The 13,982-nt window shown below is 71.1% G+C and carries 10 protein-coding genes and 1 pseudogene; 7 read left to right on the plus strand and 4 right to left on the minus strand.

Annotated features, from left to right (window positions below):
• Positions 1–49 precede the first annotated feature (49 nt).
• Positions 50–589 (minus strand): DUF6328 family protein, encoded by a 540-nt coding sequence (locus tag ACFWUQ_RS05390; RefSeq protein ID WP_384533088.1) that lies wholly within the window; start codon positions 587–589, stop codon positions 50–52.
• Between the two features lie 166 nt (positions 590–755).
• On the opposite strand from ACFWUQ_RS05390, the gene ACFWUQ_RS05395 reads away from it, so the two are divergent.
• Entirely contained in the window at positions 756–1,325 is a 570-nt protein-coding gene (locus tag ACFWUQ_RS05395) for a TetR/AcrR family transcriptional regulator (protein ID WP_384533091.1), read from the plus strand.
• A gap of 41 nt (positions 1,326–1,366) precedes the next feature.
• Positions 1,367–2,890: an MFS transporter gene (locus ACFWUQ_RS05400; protein WP_384533094.1), complete on the plus strand. Its 1,524-nt coding sequence runs from the start codon at positions 1,367–1,369 to the stop codon at positions 2,888–2,890.
• Here the strand turns inward: ACFWUQ_RS05400 and ACFWUQ_RS05405 are convergent.
• Complete coding sequence (locus tag ACFWUQ_RS05405; RefSeq protein ID WP_384533097.1) at positions 2,853–4,223, minus strand: tetratricopeptide repeat protein; 1,371 nt, start codon at positions 4,221–4,223, stop codon at positions 2,853–2,855. The genes ACFWUQ_RS05400 and ACFWUQ_RS05405 overlap by 38 nt on opposite strands.
• Before the next feature lie 152 nt (positions 4,224–4,375).
• Here ACFWUQ_RS05405 and ACFWUQ_RS05410 point away from each other — a divergent pair, with 152 nt between their 5' ends.
• Entirely contained in the window at positions 4,376–5,764 is a 1,389-nt protein-coding gene (locus tag ACFWUQ_RS05410; RefSeq protein WP_384533100.1) for a M64 family metallopeptidase, read from the plus strand.
• A gap of 79 nt (positions 5,765–5,843) precedes the next feature.
• Here ACFWUQ_RS05410 and ACFWUQ_RS05415 read toward each other — a convergent pair whose 3' ends face one another.
• Together ACFWUQ_RS05415 and ACFWUQ_RS05420 are read right to left on the minus strand one after the other, a co-directional pair.
• A complete protein-coding gene (locus tag ACFWUQ_RS05415; RefSeq protein WP_384533103.1) occupies positions 5,844–6,431 on the minus strand; it encodes a pyridoxamine 5'-phosphate oxidase family protein in 588 nt (195 codons plus the stop codon).
• Between the two features lie 190 nt (positions 6,432–6,621).
• Complete coding sequence (locus ACFWUQ_RS05420; protein WP_384533106.1) at positions 6,622–8,400, minus strand: NlpC/P60 family protein; 1,779 nt, start codon at positions 8,398–8,400, stop codon at positions 6,622–6,624.
• A 299-nt stretch (positions 8,401–8,699) separates the two neighbouring features.
• Here ACFWUQ_RS05420 and ACFWUQ_RS05425 point away from each other — a divergent pair, with 299 nt between their 5' ends.
• From ACFWUQ_RS05425 to ACFWUQ_RS05440, 4 genes and pseudogenes are all read left to right on the plus strand, one after another.
• Positions 8,700–9,896 carry a hypothetical protein gene (locus ACFWUQ_RS05425; RefSeq protein WP_384533109.1) on the plus strand — a complete coding sequence of 399 codons (1,197 nt, stop codon included), beginning with the start codon at positions 8,700–8,702 and terminating at the stop codon, positions 9,894–9,896.
• Between the two features lie 88 nt (positions 9,897–9,984).
• A pseudogene (locus ACFWUQ_RS05430) lies at positions 9,985–10,566 on the plus strand (hemerythrin domain-containing protein); the annotation flags it as partial.
• A gap of 406 nt (positions 10,567–10,972) precedes the next feature.
• A complete protein-coding gene (locus ACFWUQ_RS05435; protein ID WP_384533342.1) occupies positions 10,973–11,398 on the plus strand; it encodes a DUF1360 domain-containing protein in 426 nt (141 codons plus the stop codon).
• Between the two features lie 145 nt (positions 11,399–11,543).
• On the plus strand, positions 11,544–13,880 hold the full coding sequence (locus tag ACFWUQ_RS05440; protein ID WP_384533112.1) for a catalase: 2,337 nt from the start codon (positions 11,544–11,546) through the stop codon (positions 13,878–13,880).
• The last annotated feature ends 102 nt before the right edge of the window (positions 13,881–13,982 follow it).

The following is a 13,982-nucleotide window of genomic DNA, read 5'->3' on the forward strand; positions in this document are numbered from 1 at the left end:
GGGTGAGGATCCTCAGTGAAGGATCCTCACCCGGTCGCCGGCTCCGCCCCTACTTCTCCTTGCCGTCCTCGGTGTCCTCGGTGGTGTAACGCGTCCGCGCCCACAGCGGGAGGATGAACCAGCACAGGAGGTACCAGGTCAGCACCCCGGCCACCAGCCAGGGGACCAGCTCGTTGTGCGTGGCCACCCGCAGGATCAGGAACAGGGCCGACGTGAGGGTGGCCAGCAGCAGGACGATGCCCACGAAGGTGAGCCGCGAGGCCCAGGCCACCGCCTGCGGCTTGATCCGGCGGCCCGACACTATGCGGTGGAAGGAGACCGGCCCTATCAGGGCCCCGGTGGCCAGGGAGCCGAGTATCACGGTCACGATGTAGAGCGTCTTGTCCGTCTGGGAGAGCCCCTGGAAATGCGGGGTGAAGACGACGGTCAGGAGGAAGCCGAAGAGGATCTGCACACCGGTCTGCGCGACACGGATCTCCTGCACCAGCTCCTGCCACTGCCTGTCCGCGCGCTCGACCTGCGTCTCGTTGCGTCCGTCCTTCGGGCCGGTCGTTCCGTCCCGCTCGTCGTTCTCGTACTCGTCCCGCATTACGCCTCCCGTGCCGGGTGTGAACTGCGCCTGGGCGTCTACCCAGACACCGCGTACCCATGCCGCGCCGAGGCGTCCGGCGGGAGCCGCACCTGGCTGCTCCCGTGAGGCTGTTTTGCTTCGAGTGAGACAAATCTGTATCGTTCGAGGCGAAGGAGGCTCACCCATGGTGCACGAACACGAACTGCTGGACGGCGCGGCCCGCGTCCTGGCCGGGGACCACAGCGCGTCGATGGTGCAGATCGCCGCCGGTGTCGGCACCAGCCGCGCCACGCTGAGCCGCCGCTACGCCACTCGCGAAGCCCTGCTCAAAGCCGTCGCCGTCCGGGCGATCCAGGTGGTCGACGGCTGCCTGGCCCCCCTGGACCTGGCGGACACCGCCGACGGGGCGGAGTTCGACTCCGCGCTGGAGGACCTGGTCGTCGCCCTCATGCCCGCCGCGCACCTCTACGGATTCACCTCGCGTGACGCCACCGTCCTCGCGGACCCCGAGTTCCGGGCCGGTGTGGACCGCCAGGACCAGCGGGCCCTGGCCTTCCTCGCCCTCGGGCAGCGGCTCGGACGCCTGCGCGCCGACCTGCCGCCGTACTGGATCTGGTACTCGCTCTGGGGCCTGCTCGACGCCGCCGCCGAAGGCGTACGGGACGGCCATCTCGCCCCCCGCCAGATCGGCGGCCTGGTCCTGACGTCCTTCCTCGGCGGCGCCCGGCCCCTCGCCACGCCGCCGGCACCCTGACCGCTCCGCCACAGCCCGTGCGCACGCCCGAACGGAACCTCATGCACACCCCCGCGCAGGACCCCCGCCGATGGATCGTCCTCGCAATCCTCTCCGGCAGCCTCCTGCTCATCTCCATGGACACCACGATCCTCAACGTGGCCTTCCCCTCCCTCGTGGGCGACCTGCGGCCCGGGGCGGTGCAGCAGCTGTGGATCATCGACATCTACGCGCTCGCCCTGTCCGGCCTGCTGGTCACCGCCGGCGCGCTCGGTGACCGCTGGGGCCGCAAACGACTCCTCATGGCGGGCTTCGGCATCTTCTCGCTGGCCTCCCTCATCGCCGTGTTCTCCACCGAGGCCTGGCATGTGATCGCGGCCCGCGCCCTCCTCGGTATCGGCGGCGCGGCGATCATGCCGTCCACCCTGTCGATCCTGCGCGGCGTCTTCACCGACGCCAAGGAACGCGCCTTCGCCCTCGCCGTCTGGGCCGCCGTCTTCGGCGGCGGCATGGCCTTCGGCCCCGTCGTCGGCGGCCTCCTCGTGCAGGACTACGGCTGGCACTCCGCCTTCCTCCTCAACCTCCCCGTCGCCGCCGTGATCGTCGCCGCGGGCCTGCGCTACCTCCCCGAATCACGCTCCCCGCACAGCACCGGCCGGTGGGACTGGTGGGGCGTCGGCCAGTCCGTCGTCGGCATGCTCGCCCTCGCCGGCGGCATCAAGCAGCTCGGCAAGAGCGGTGTCGCCGACCCGCTGCCGTGGGCCCTGCTCCTCGTCGCCGCCGTCGCGCTGACCGTCTTCGTACGCCGCCAACTGCGCGTGGAGCACCCGCTGCTCCAGGTACGGCTGTTCGCCTCGCCCGCATTCAGCGTCGCGGCCACCGCGATCTTCCTGCCCATGGTCGGCATGGGCGCGATCCTGTTCCTGGTCACCCAGTGGTTCCAGTACGGCCAGGGCTACACCCCGCTGGAGGCCGGGCTGCGCCTGCTGCCCGCCCCGCTCGCGCTGATCTGCGCCTCGATGGTCGCGCCCGCTCTGATGCAGCGGTTCGCGATCCGGCACGTGCTGGGCGCGGGACTGGTCGTACTGGCAGCCGGTATGGCCCTGCCCTGGACCTTCCAGCAGTTCACCGATCTCGGCTATCCCGCCTTCGCCGCCGCCCTCACCGTCATGGGCCTGGGCGCCGGCCTCGCGACCACCGTAGCCTCGGTCACCCTGATCTCCGCCGCGCCCGCGTCCCAGGTCTCCAGCGCCGCCGCCATCGAGGAGACCTGCTACGAACTCGGCTCGGCCATGGGCGTCGCCGTCCTCGGCTCGACCGCGGCCGTGCTCTACCGGGGCAACCTCCCCGCCCTCGGCCTCGACGGCCCGACCACCGCCTCCGTACGCGATTCCGTGGGCGAGGCGGCCCACGCCGCCGAGCGGCTGGGCGGCGCGGTCGGCCAGGCGCTGATCGACACCGCCGCACACGCCTTCACCCTGGCGATCACTCCCGCGTTCCTCATGGCCGGAGGCCTCGCGGTCACCGCCGCCGCCACCACCTGGGCCCTCATCCCGCGCGACCTGCGGCCCACCGAGAACCACTGACCCGGAGCGCGGGCGACACCGGAGCCGGACCCAGAGTCGTGGTGCCCGGGGCCGCGCGGTGGCCGAGACCGGTGCGGTAGGCGTCCAGAGCCGCCTCCGTCCGGCCCGTACGCCGCAACAGGTCGCCCAGCAACCGGCACAGATCGGCCAGATCGCCCGTCGCCCCACTGCGCTCCAGCAGCGCCAGCGCCTGTACGTAGTGCTCCTCCGCGGCCTCGGCGTCGCCGCGCTCCTCCGCCATCAGGCCGAGGAGCCGGTGCGCCCCTCCCGCGTGCACGGCCCCGTGCCGGTCACCGAGCTCCAGCAGGGCCGCCAGCAGCCCCGCCGCCTCCTCGTGACGGCCGACCCGCCGCAGTACGTCGGCCAGTTCCACCTCCACCTGCGCCGTGTACAGGGCCGCGCGGCGCGCCGACAGCATGTCCCGTGCCGTACGCAGCTCGCGCTCGGCCGAGACGAGGTCGTCGTTCTGCGCGTGCACATAGCCGCGCATCCAGTGGCAGTGCGCCAGGTCGGTCCGCAGCCGCAACTGACCGTAGATCGACTGCGCCTTGGCGAGCGAGGCGTCCGCGTCGGCGACGCGTCCGTCGGCGAGGAAGGTGCGCGCCACCTGCCGGTGCATGCCCGCGACCAGCGCCGGATCGCTGACCTGCGGTGCCAGCGCCAGCGCGAGCTCGGCGGCGTGGGCGGCGCGACCGTGGGCACCCATGTCCATGTACGGGCCGATCACCGCCGCGTACAGCATCACCAGGGCCTCGGGATCCGCCAGCCCGCTCGCGCCCAGCTCGTCGATGGCCGATTCGAGCAGGTAGCACGCGTAGCGCAGCTCCCCGGCCAGCAGGTGCGCGACGGCGCGGCCGCGGATCGGACGGACCCGGCGGGGGAGCGGCTCATCGGCCAGCAGCCGCTCGGCCGCCTCGAAGTGCGCCGTCGCGTCGGTCAGTTCACCGCATTCCAGGGCGCAGTCGCCGAGACCGAGCAGCGCCTCGGCCCGCTCGGGCAGCAGCTCCAGCCGCTCCGCGTCGGCGAGCAGGCTCCGGTAGTGGACGGCCGCCTCGTCGGCGGCGCCCGTGGCCAGGGTCCGCTGGGCATCGGTGAGCGCGAGCCGCAGTTCCGTCGCCACCCGGGCCGGGCGGCCGGTGGCGAGTTCCTCGTACGAGACGCCGAGACGGTCGGCGAGGAAGCGCAGCGCGGTCTCGGAGGGGCGGACCCGGCCCGACTCCAGGGTCGAGATGTAGGCGGGGGTGTAGGCCGGCTCGGCCAACTGCCTCTGCGTCATCCCGCGTTCGGTGCGCAGCCGTTGAACCCTGCCGCCGATCTGCACCGGTTCGTCCATGCGTTACCCCCTGGATGCTCGAACTCCCCAGTATTCAGGGGGAGCGGGCCATTGCGCACGTCCCGCGCTCCCCCTAATTTAAGCACCCGATTCACTTCACTTAACTCGCTGCTTAACTGCTCTTCCAGGGGGATGACTTCATGGACTCGGCCATGCCTTCGGCCACGGATCCGGTCGGCAGGACCGGCAGGGGCTCCGCCACCCGCACCCTTCTGCGCGCCGCCGTCGCGGCGTCCTGCGCGCTCGCCGCGGTACTGCCGGCCGGCCCGGCGGGGGCGGCGGTCCCGGCGGACGGGCCCGCGACCGCCCGGCTGGAAGTGGAGATACCGGGTCCGGAGCACGGCGCCGTCGCCGGCTCCGGCCATATCCGCGTACCGGCCGCCGCCGGGCCCGGCCGGGGCGCGGCCCGGCTCTCCGCCGCCGAACAGGCGGCCGACGGACAGGTCGCAAAAATCGTCGACAGCGGCCCCGCGGCCGACCGCCTCGACGTCGTCGTCATCGGCGACGGCTACACCGCCGCCGAGCTGACCCGGTTCCACGAGGACGCCCGGCAGAAGTGGGCCGAGGTGACCGCGGTCGAGCCGTACAGCACCTACCGCAACCTCTTCAACGTCTGGACCGTCGACGCGGTCTCGCACGACTCCGGGGTGAGCGGCGACCCCGACCCGGCCACCGTCCGCGACACGGCCCTCGGCTCGTACTTCTGGTGCGAGGGTATCGAGCGGCTGCTCTGCGTCGACCAGCCCAAGGTCGACTCGTACGTGGCGAAGGCGCCCGAGGCCGACCTCGTCGTCGTGCTGGCCAACAGCGCCAAGTACGGGGGAGCGGGCTACAACGAGCCGAGCGCCACCCTCGGCTACGAGGGCATATCGACCGCCTCGGCGGGCCACGCGAAGTCCGGGCAGGTCGCCATCCACGAAACCGGCCACTCGCTGGGCAAGCTCGCCGACGAGTACTTCTACCCGGGCCTGCCGGAGTACGAGAAGTACACCGGTCCCGAGCCCGCCGAGTCCAACAGCTCCACCCTCCCCGCGGACCGGATGGCCGCGCGGCGGGCCAAGTGGCACCGCTGGCTCGGCGAGGAGTCGCCCGACGGCGGCACCGTCGGCGCGTACGAGGGCGGCGGCTACTTCACCACCGGGCTGTACCGACCCACCGACAACTCCCTCATGCGGGTGCTCGGCAAGCCGTTCAACCTCCCGGGCGTCGAGGCGATGATCGCCGGGTTCTACCAGCACGCGAAGCCCGTGACCGCGCTCACGCCGACCGACCGCACCCTGCGGTCGCGGCAGACGGCCCGCGCCGCGGTACCGGCGCTCACCGGCGCCGACGGGCGCCGGCTTGTGGTCCGCTGGTACCTGGACGGCAGGGAGCTGAAGCGGTTCGCGGGCCGCAGCGAGGTGCGGGTCGCGGACCTGTGGCTCTTCGACCTCAGGACCCACCGGCTGTCGGTCACGGTCGAGGACCGCACACCCGCGGTACGCGACCCCGAAATCGCCCGCACCCTGCGGTCGACGGTCGATTGGACCGTGCGCCTGTAGGCGGGCCCGCCGTGCCTCCCGCCGCGTCTCCCGCTGCCCGGTCGGCCCTACCGTCCGCCCGGTCCTCGCGCCCGGTCGTTCAGAAGGTGCTGGGCGGCAGCGGGAGCGGCAGTCCGGGGAGGCCGTCGATGCTCTGCGCGATGTGGTCCTTCTTGGCGAAGTACGCGCTCAGCGAGGCGTCGTCCTCCCGCGAGAAGCGCTTGCCGTGCAGGTCGCGGTCCTCGTCGTACGACATGTAGGGCACGCCGTATCCGCAGGAGTCGCGGACGAGTTCGGCCGTCACCACGATGATCGCGCGCAGCCCGTGCAGGGCCGGGTCGATGTCGGGGAAGTGCGTGAGCAGTTCCTGGAAGCGCGGGTCGTCGCGGAAGACGGGCTCGCCCCAGCCGTGCACCCGGACGATGTTGGGCGGTCCCTGGAAGGCGCACCACATCACCGTGATCCGGCCGTTCTCCCGCAGGTGGGCGACGGTCTCGGCGGTGCTCCCGGCGAAGTCGAGGTAGGCGATCCGCTGCTCGTCGAGCACCACGAAGGAGCCCTTGAGGCCCTTGGGGGAGAGGTTGACCGTGCCGTCGCCGGCCAGCGGGGCGGTCGCGGTGAAAAACACCGGCTGCTGCTCTATGAAAGTGCGCAGCCGGCCGTCGATGCGTTCGTAAGTCTTTCCCATGTCTAAGGATTATGTGCGGAAACTCTTCGCCTGTCTAACGAATTCGTCCCTCCTGTTCCGGCCGTGGCGCCCGCATCCGCCAACAAGTCTGCCGTGCGCGGAAGTTGACCGGATAGTGCACTGAGCGGGCCCGGACCGCCCAGGCCAGTGCGCCGGCGCTGGTCCGTCCGGCGCCGGCGTACCGGTGGTCTCAGATGCGGTGGACCGTGTGGAGCTTCTTCGCATAGGTGCCCGTGCCGTCCAGGAGTGAGGCGCCCCCGAGGTCGGCCATGGTGGGACCGTGGCCGGTCTTGCGGCTGGAGAGGAAACGCCGCTTCCCGGCGGTGTCCACGCCGAGGTAGATCCCTACGTGGTCGACGGTGGCGGTCACCGTGTCGTCACCGGAGTCGGCGTTGAAGAAGAGCAGGTCGCCGGGCTGGAGCTGCTGCGCGGCGGGTGGATTGGTCCCGTCCGTGCGGTCGATCCGGGCGCCGGGGCTGTAGTCGACCATGTGCCGAGACTTGCGCGGGATCCGGGTCTTGGACGTGTCCTCGCCCGCCGCCAGGGGGATGCCCATGTGGTAGCCGTAGACCATACGCGTGTAGCCCGAGCAGTCCAGGTTGCCGACCTGCTTGCTGGACAGGCCCGTGTGGGCGCCGTCGGGGAAGGTCCAGCCCAGGTTCATGTACTCGTGGAAGTCCGCGCCCTCGTACCGGTAGCCCTGCGGGTCCAGGTAGCCGTACCCGGCCTTGCCCATGACCTGCTTTCCCGACGCCGGGGTGGCGGCGGTGGTCACGGCGGGAGCACCCGCGAGGAACGCCGCGGCGTGGGCCAGGACATCGGGGGACGGGGAACCGGCCCAGCCCCGTACGGTTTGTTCCAGCTCCGGGGTCCAGGCCCCGTCGAAGGGCGTCGCCAGGACGCGCACCCAGTTGTCGTGGGTGACGGTCGGGGGCTGCTGCCAGGTCGCGGCGTCCACCTGGAAGCGGCTCACCACCAGCTTGACGGGCAGGTTCGTACAACCCTGGTTGGCCAGTGCCCTCAGGCCCACCCGCCCTTTGGTGAAGGTGGCGTCCGTGACGTCAGCGGCCCAGCCGGCGGGCTCGGCGGCTTCGGTGCGCCATGCCTTGACCTGGATCCGGGAGCCCTCGCGGCGGACCCGGATCGTCCAGTTGGTGCCGGCCGGAACGCCGGTGGCGAGGGTGGTCGCGGCCGTCAACTGGGTGACGGTGTCCGCGACTTCCTTCTCCACCCGCAGCTCGACCGCCCCCGAGGTCAGGAAGGACAGCCGGGCCCGGTAGTTGTTGTGCGTGTCCTGGTAGCCGAAGGACAGGGCGTACGAACACGCCTGCCCCGTGGGCACCTTGTCGAACTTCGCGACCGAGCGGACGTCGACGTCGGTGATCTCGTCGTCCCGGAGGGTCGCGTGGCGGCTCGCGTAGTCGGTGGTGAGCGTGATGACGCCGCTGCCCGGTGCCACCGCGTAGTCGGTGTCGACGGGGCCGAGGGTGGACCAGCTGCCGCCGGCGGGGGAGGTGCCCCAGTACTTCCGGTCCGCCACCGGGAGCGCCGGGTCCGGGAGCGTGCGCTGGAAGTCGTCCACGAAGGACTGCTTGTTCTCGGTGAACGTGCGCGGCGGGCCGGTCAGGACGACGGTACGCGCACCCCTGGTGAGGACGGCGACGCGCTGCGAGCCGGAGGCGACCACCAGGCGCTCCGGTGTGCCGGGCAGCACGCTGGTGGTGAAGGAGGCGAGCGCGACCTGCGTGTAGTAGGCCGGGTCGAGCGGGCCGATCGTGACGGAGGACCGGGGCGAGGTGAGGGACGCGGGAGCCGCGGGCGCCGATGTGGCCGCAAGGGGTGTCGCGCGTGCGGGAGCGGCCGTCAGCGGGGATCTGGGCGAGGCCGCGGCGCTCAGGGTGCTGAGGGGAACGGAGGCCGCCGTGGTGGCGAAGAGGGCGAGGAGTGTGCGTCGAGGCGTCTGTGACATACAGCCATGATCCGCAAGGCGCAGACATCGACAAGACCCACGCCCCCGTGGTTTTGATCGGGGTCGGCGCCCTGCCGCCTGCGAGGGGGCGTTCGACTGACCTGTTGGGGTGAGTTGGCAAGAGGGCAAGGCGGATCCGCTGCCCGCGCCGTCCTCCTGCTGAGACCGTAAGGGGCCTGGCTCGCTCTGTCTGGATTTGACGGTTTCGCCCGATCGTCCGGTGGCATGCGCGGCCCAGATCTGCCGCGTGCTCCCGTCCGGGGGTCGCGGGACAACTGCGTGGGAAGTCGGTGACCGTCATGGCCTTCAATCCGCTGGAACAGCGCGGTATCCCTCTGGACCGTCAGCTGCGCAGCTGGCGTGAGCTGAACGTCTCCCCGATCGACCCTGACGCGAGCGACCCCTACACCCGGTGCCGCATCATCACGATGAACGGCATCGAAGTCGAGTCGATCCTCTTCAGCCACACCCTCGCCCGCAACACGGTCGATCCCGAGGTGAAGCGGCAGCTGGCGCGGACCCGCTACATCGAGGCGCAGCAGCAGAAGGTGGTGAACTGGCTGCTGCCGGGGGTGTCGTCGGTGCTGGAGACGACGATCGCCTACGAGCAGGTCGCGGTCGATCTGACGTCGTGGGTGGCGCGCATGGAACCGGACCCGTATCTGCAGCAGGCGTACCAGTTCGGGGTGCTGGAGGACTTCGACCACCTGTACCGGTACGCGAACCTGTACGAGATGATCGAACACCGCAAGGCGGAGTCGATTGTCGACGGCCTGACCGAGGTGATGCCGGGTCGCCCGACCCGGATGCACCACCGCAGCCCGGTCGACAACGTGCGCGACCCCTACGACAAGACGCGTACCGACCCGCTGTCGAAGCTGCACGCCCTGACGATCCTCTCGGCTGAGCAGCAGACGATGAACTTCTACATGAACACCGGCCCCACCTACATGGAGCCCATCGCCCGCCAGCTCTACCAGGAGATCGGCCTCATCGAAGAGGAGCACGTCACCCACTACGAGTCGCTCGTCGACCCCGGCGAAACGTGGTGGGAACAGCTCGTCACCCACGAGTACAACGAGTGCTACCTGTACCACTCCTTCATGGAGCAGGAGAGCCACCCCAAGGTCAAGGCCGTGTGGGAGCTGCACCTGAACATGGAGCTGGAGCACCTGCGGATCGCGTGTGACCTGATGCGCCGTCACGACGGGCGCGAGCCGGAGGAGATCCTCGCCCCGGAACTGCCGAACGTGGTCACCTTCGAACCGAACAAGGCCTATCTGCGGGAACTCCTGGCCACCCAGATCGACCTCACCACGCTCGGCGCCGGCTACGTCCGCGAGGCACACGAGCGCTTCGAGGAGATGCAGGCACAGATCCACGGCGGGGAGGCCCCGCCCAGCGACCGCGTCATCGAGCAGCACCAGGAGATGTTCGGACGGGACTACCGCGTGGAGACCGAGGGACCGCACCCCGACCCCTCCCAGCGCGCGTGACCGGCCGGGCAGGCGCAGCCGGCCGTCGGCTCTGCGTCGGCCGGCACCCTGCTCCCACCCCATTCCCCAGGAGGACGCCGTGAAGAAAGTGCAGGACGACGAGAAGCAGATCGGTGACCCTGCGGCCGGGGAGGACGTGGTAGCCCTCCTGATGCGCCAGCACGGGCAGATCCACAGCCTCTTCGACGAAGTCCGACTCAGCGAGGGCGAAGACCGCGAAGACGCCTTCCACCGCCTCGTCCGGCTCCTGGCCGTCCACGAGACAGCGGAGGAGGAAGTCGTCCACCCCCATGCCCGCGGCGCCTTCGACGGCGGTGACGACGTCGTCCAAGAACGGCTCGCGGAGGAGAACGCGGCCAAGGAGACGCTGGCCCGCCTGGAGGACCTGGACACCGGCGACCCGAAGTTCATGCCCCTGCTGCTGTCCCTGCGCGACGCGGTCCTGGTCCATGCCCGCGCCGAGGAACGCTACGAATTCGCCCAGCTGCGCCGAAACACCTCGCAGTCCCGCCTCATGGCCATGGCCAAAGCAGTCCGGGCGGCGGAGAAGATGGCGCCGACCCACCCCCACCCCGGGGTGGAGAGCGCGGCGGCCAACCTGGTGCTGGGCCCCGTAACCGCCCTGGTGGACCGAACCCGCGACGCCATCCGCGAAGTCATGGACAAGGACCAGGACCAGGACCAGGACCAGGGCAAGGGCAAGGGCAAGGGCAAGGGCACAGGCAAGAGCAAGGGCGCAGGCAAGAGCAAGGGCACGGGCCAGGGCAAGACCGCTTGAGGGATCGGTAGGCGGCCCGGCTCTCCCCTGCTCGGTTTCGCGGGGAGCGGGGTCCTCAGGCTCGGCTCCGGCCCGGCGGCCACTCGGGGCACACGTCCGATGCCGGACCGTACCGTCTGCCGGTGGGGACCCTTTCGGGGGATCGGCGCGTGTGCGGGCGGGTGGCCGGGTAGGCGCCGCACGATGTGGTGCTGACCGACGATGACCACGAGGGAACGACGGCCCGGGACGGGTGGAACGAGGCGGTTCGATGGGGACTCTGCAGGGTTTGCGCACTCACGGCGGCCCTTTGGCCGTAATGGCCGGCTTCGCCGGGTACACAGCCGGTTGGACCGCGCTGCACCGCCGGACCGGACAGCCCCGGCCTGCTTCCCCGGGGCCCTGGGACCTCGCCCTCATCGCCACCGCCACGTTCCGGCTGAGTCGGCTCGTCACCAAGGCCACGGTGACGCGGCCTGCGCGCGCCCCGTTCACACAGGTGGACGACGCCGGCGCGCCGGGGGAACTCAACGAGACCCCGCGCGAGGAGCCGGGCCGGACGACGATCGGGGAACTGATCAGCTGCCCGTTCTGCATGAGCGTGTGGATCGTGACCACGTTCACCGGTGCGCGGGCCGTCTGGCCGGAAGCCACCCGCACCGTGACCGGTGCGCTGACCGCCTTGACCCTGTCGGACGCCCTCCAATTCGGACACGCGGTCCTGGCGAAGCGGGCGGAGCACTGACGCGGGGGCTGCGGCGGGGGGCTGCGGCGGGGAGGGTGTGCTCGCTCATAGGGGTACGGCATGCGGCAGGCGGCAGCCCTCCCGTTTGAGAATGATCGCCCTGGGTCACAGCTGTATCGCCCGGCTCCTACGTGGTGGAGATGCGATGCCTGAGAAGAATCCGCTGAAGGCCGTGACCGACAAGATCACCAGCGCCGTGCAAGGCGGCGGAGGGCCGGGGCGTGAGGGCCCCGAGGAAGGGGTCCCCGGCAAGCCGGCCCCCGTCTCCCCTCCGCTCGCCGAGCCGGTCCAGCCGGTCGAACCCCTGCCGCCGAAGGCGGATCAGCGGGGCCCGGAGACGGTCAGTCCGACCGGCCAGCCCACCGGCGCCGACCAGGCCCGGATGGCGCAGAGCGGCGCCTACCTGACGACCGCGCAGGGCGTGCGCCTGCCCGACACGGATCATTCGCTCAAGGCGGGACCGCGGGGGCCGGTCCTGCTGCAGGACCACCACCTGCGCGAGAAGATCATGCACTTCGACCACGAGCGGATCCCGGAGCGCGTGGTCCACGCCCGCGGTTCCGCGGCGCACGGTATCTTCCAGTCCTACGGCACGGCGCAGGCGGTGTCGAAGGCCGCCTTCCTGGCCGCCGACGTGGAGACGCCGGTCTTCGTGCGCTTCTCCACCGTGCTCGGCTCGCGCGGCTCGGCCGACACGGTGCGCGACACCCGCGGCTTCGCGACGAAGTTCTACACCGAGGAGGGTGTTTTCGACCTGGTCGGCAACAACATCCCGGTGTTCTTCATCCAGGACGCGATCAAGTTCCCCGACATCATCCACGCGGGGAAGCCGCACCCGGACCGTGAGATCCCGCAGGCGCAGAGCGCCCACGACACGTTCTGGGACTTCGTGTCCCTGCACACCGAGGCCACCCACCACACCCTGTGGAACATGTCCGACCGGGGCATTCCGCGCTCCTACCGGATGATGGAGGGCTTCGGCGTCCACACCTTCCGCCTGGTCAACGCGCAGGGTGCGACGACGCTGGTGAAGTTCCACTGGAAGCCCAAGCTGGGCGTGCACTCCCTGGTGTGGGAGGAGGCGCAGATCCTGGCCGGAGTGGATCCCGACTTCCACCGCCGGGACCTCTTCGACGCCATCGAGGCGGGCGCTTTCCCGCAGTGGGAACTGGGTATCCAGACGTTCCCCGACACGGATGACCAGACGTTCGAGGGGATCGACCTCCTCGATGCGACGAAGATCGTCCCGGAGGAGCTGGCGCCGGTGAAGGCGGTCGGGCTGCTGACGCTGAACGCGAACCCGTCGAACTTCTTCGCCGAGGTCGAGCAGGTCGCCTTCCACACCGGTCACCTCGTGCCGGGCATCGACGCGACCGACGACCCGCTGCTGGCCGGGCGCATGTTCTCGTACCTGGACACCCAGCTCACCCGCCTCGGCGGCCCCAACTTCCCGCAGATCCCGATCAACCGCACCCACGCGCCCGTCAACGACATGCAGCGCGACGGCTTCCACCAGACGGCCGTGCACCGCGGAGTGGCCCCGTACAAGCCCAACAGCCTCGACGGCGGCTGCCCCTTCTTCGCCGGCGCCGACACCGGCGCCTTCATCGAGGTCCCCGTCGAGCTCCCCACCGGGCGCAAGGTTCGCGAGGCGCCCGCCTCCTTCGACGACCACTTCTCCCAGCCGCGGCTGTTCTGGCAGTCCATGAGCACGGTGGAACGCGAGCACATCATCGCCGCCTACACCTTCGAGCTGTCCAAGTGCTACGAGCAGGCCATCAAGGCGCGGGTCCTGCAGACGCTCGCCAACATCGACGGTGGACTGTGCGCGGAGGTCGCGGCCGGGCTGGGACTGCCCGCCCCCGCGGCCACCGAACCGCCGGCGGAGGTCCGCCCCAGCCGACGACTGTCGCAGATCGGGCAGAGCTGGCCTCTGGACGGTCGCATCGTCGGCATCGTCGCCGACGCGGCCGCCGACCTGACCGGCGTGGCCGAAGTCCGCCAGGCCGTCCTCGACGCGGGAATGGTGCCGTTGGTGATCGCCCCCACGGGCGGCCGCCTGCTCAGCGACGGCGGCGGCGATCCGGTGACGGTGCAGCGCACCTTCGCCGCCGCGCGCTCGGTCGAGTTCGACGCACTGCTGCTCGCGGGCGTGCCCGCACCGGGCGCGGACGCGTACGGCGCCCGCGATGCCAAGGCCGGCGACCCCCGGCCCGCTGCCGGCGATCCCCGGCCCGCTGCGGGCGATCCCCGGCCCGCCGCCGGCGACCCCCGCGTCCTGGCCCTGCTCGCCGAGGCGTACCGGCACGGCAAGGCGATCGGCGGCTGGAACGGCGCCGAGAGCTTCTTCGAAGCAGCGGGCATCCGCGACGGCGAAGCGGGCGTCGTCCTCGCGGGCGACGGGCCGGGCGCCCTGCGCGGGCTCACCGAGCTGATGGGGACCCACCGCGTCTGGGCGCGATTCCCTGCCCCGGCCGCCTGAGACCCACCGGCACGGCACCCGATGAGGGGGGCGGTCGGCCTCCACACGCTGCGCCGGCCCAGGGCGCGGCGTGTGGAGGCCGGCTCCCGCGGATCGCGGGCA

The organism is Streptomyces sp. NPDC058662 (assembly GCF_042716255.1).
GTDB lineage: Bacteria > Actinomycetota > Actinomycetes > Streptomycetales > Streptomycetaceae > Streptomyces.

What these genes read in the sequence shown, in the direction of transcription:
- ACFWUQ_RS05410 (WP_384533100.1), top strand. Translation starts at nt 4,376, where the DNA reads ATGCCTTCGGCCACGGATCCGGTCGGCAGGACCGGCAGGGGCTCCGCC.
- ACFWUQ_RS05415 (WP_384533103.1), bottom strand. Translation starts at nt 6,431, where the DNA reads ATGGGAAAGACTTACGAACGCATCGACGGCCGGCTGCGCACTTTCATA.
- ACFWUQ_RS05390 (WP_384533088.1), bottom strand. Translation starts at nt 589, where the DNA reads ATGCGGGACGAGTACGAGAACGACGAGCGGGACGGAACGACCGGCCCG.
- ACFWUQ_RS05420 (WP_384533106.1), bottom strand. Translation starts at nt 8,400, where the DNA reads ATGTCACAGACGCCTCGACGCACACTCCTCGCCCTCTTCGCCACCACG.
- ACFWUQ_RS05405 (WP_384533097.1), bottom strand. Translation starts at nt 4,223, where the DNA reads ATGGACGAACCGGTGCAGATCGGCGGCAGGGTTCAACGGCTGCGCACC.
- ACFWUQ_RS05425 (WP_384533109.1), top strand. Translation starts at nt 8,700, where the DNA reads ATGGCCTTCAATCCGCTGGAACAGCGCGGTATCCCTCTGGACCGTCAG.
- ACFWUQ_RS05395 (WP_384533091.1), top strand. Translation starts at nt 756, where the DNA reads ATGGTGCACGAACACGAACTGCTGGACGGCGCGGCCCGCGTCCTGGCC.
- ACFWUQ_RS05400 (WP_384533094.1), top strand. Translation starts at nt 1,367, where the DNA reads ATGCACACCCCCGCGCAGGACCCCCGCCGATGGATCGTCCTCGCAATC.
- ACFWUQ_RS05435 (WP_384533342.1), top strand. Translation starts at nt 10,973, where the DNA reads ATGGCCGGCTTCGCCGGGTACACAGCCGGTTGGACCGCGCTGCACCGC.
- ACFWUQ_RS05440 (WP_384533112.1), top strand. Translation starts at nt 11,544, where the DNA reads ATGCCTGAGAAGAATCCGCTGAAGGCCGTGACCGACAAGATCACCAGC.